This window comes from Camelimonas fluminis, assembly GCF_014656355.1.
Classification (GTDB): domain Bacteria; phylum Pseudomonadota; class Alphaproteobacteria; order Rhizobiales; family Beijerinckiaceae; genus Camelimonas; species Camelimonas fluminis.
Map to the genome: position 1 here is coordinate 1 of NZ_BNCG01000139.1, position 1,210 is coordinate 1,210.

The following is a 1,210-nucleotide window of genomic DNA, read 5'->3' on the forward strand; positions in this document are numbered from 1 at the left end:
ATCGACAGCCTCCTGCCGTGGAGCCATCAACGCAAGGTGTGAGCGGCACAGCGCTTACCGGAAACTTCGCCGCCGGTGAGGACAAAGCCAAGAGGACGTCCCTGACCGTCTGTGCGGGCGTGGATTTTGCTCGTAAAGCCGCCGCGGCTTCGACCAAAGCCCTCCTTATAAGTCCCCCTTTAGCGCCCGCGGTCTGAGAATGGCCGCGCACTATAGTGCTGTCGATCATGTGCTGCCAGTCGTCGGTGAGCCCAAGCTCGACCAGCGTTTCGAGCAAGGCGTCCCAGATCCCTTGCCCGGCCCAGCGCCGGAACCGGACCTATACCGAGTTCCACTTGCCGTACCGTTCATGCATGTCGCGCCACGGACAGCCAACCCGCAGCACATAGAGCATCCCGTTCAGAAAGCGGCGATTGTCCTGCGCGGGTCTGGACCATCGACCACGCTCTGCCGGCAGCAGCGCCCCAACCAATGCCCATTCATCGTCCGTCAGATCGCCCCGAGCCAAAGCAGCCTCCTCTGAAAGGAAGCCTTCAATCCGTCACAGCACGATTTGGGAGTCCCTTTTGTCAACACGGCCTAGCTCGAGTGAAGCGGTGTTAAGTGTGAATGGCCCCCGGGGGAGCCAGACCTCAGCGCTGCATGCCGAGCTCCTTCGATTTCGTGGGGAATTATGTGGGAATAATCGCCCGTATTTCCGTGCCTTGTTCGTTGGGCTGCGGATCCAGCAGACGAGGATCGACACTGGTAAAGTGTGAATCGGAAGATCCGTCTATTGGTTTGAACTCGCGATCCATGCGTCGATCTTTGCGGGTGCGCAACGCTCTGCGGTGCGTGAAAAGTAGCGGCCGGAAGCGGCCGATATTCACATGGAGCTGGGCCGCTGGCCCAGCGATTTTCGGTCCCGAGTTTTTCATCACGTGAAGTGTGAAAAATGTTTCTGGAGTGGGAACTGCGCAGGCAGGCTTCCAGTCAGAAACGATTGGGTCGAAAAGTGTGAATAATTGTCTCCAGGCCTAGTCCTAAATCCCCTAGTGTTTTGCCTCACGTCGAGCCGAAGGGCTGCGACCGGGAGAAAAACCGTTGCGGAGCATGGGATTTGGTGGCCGTCAGGAGACCGAAATAAGGTGCGAAGGCACCTAGCAAACGTTGTGTGTCCTATTGGACACACAACGTTTGCGGTATTGAGCCAATTTATTTATTGGGGCTT

General features: G+C 57.5%; 1 pseudogene. It reads right to left on the reverse strand.

Features of this window, described 5'->3' with window-relative positions:
* Nucleotides 1-59: 59 nt before the first annotated feature.
* Nucleotides 60-508: pseudogene (locus IE243_RS24120) on the reverse strand (IS5 family transposase); the annotation flags it as partial.
* Between the last annotated feature and the right edge of the window lie 702 nt (nucleotides 509-1,210).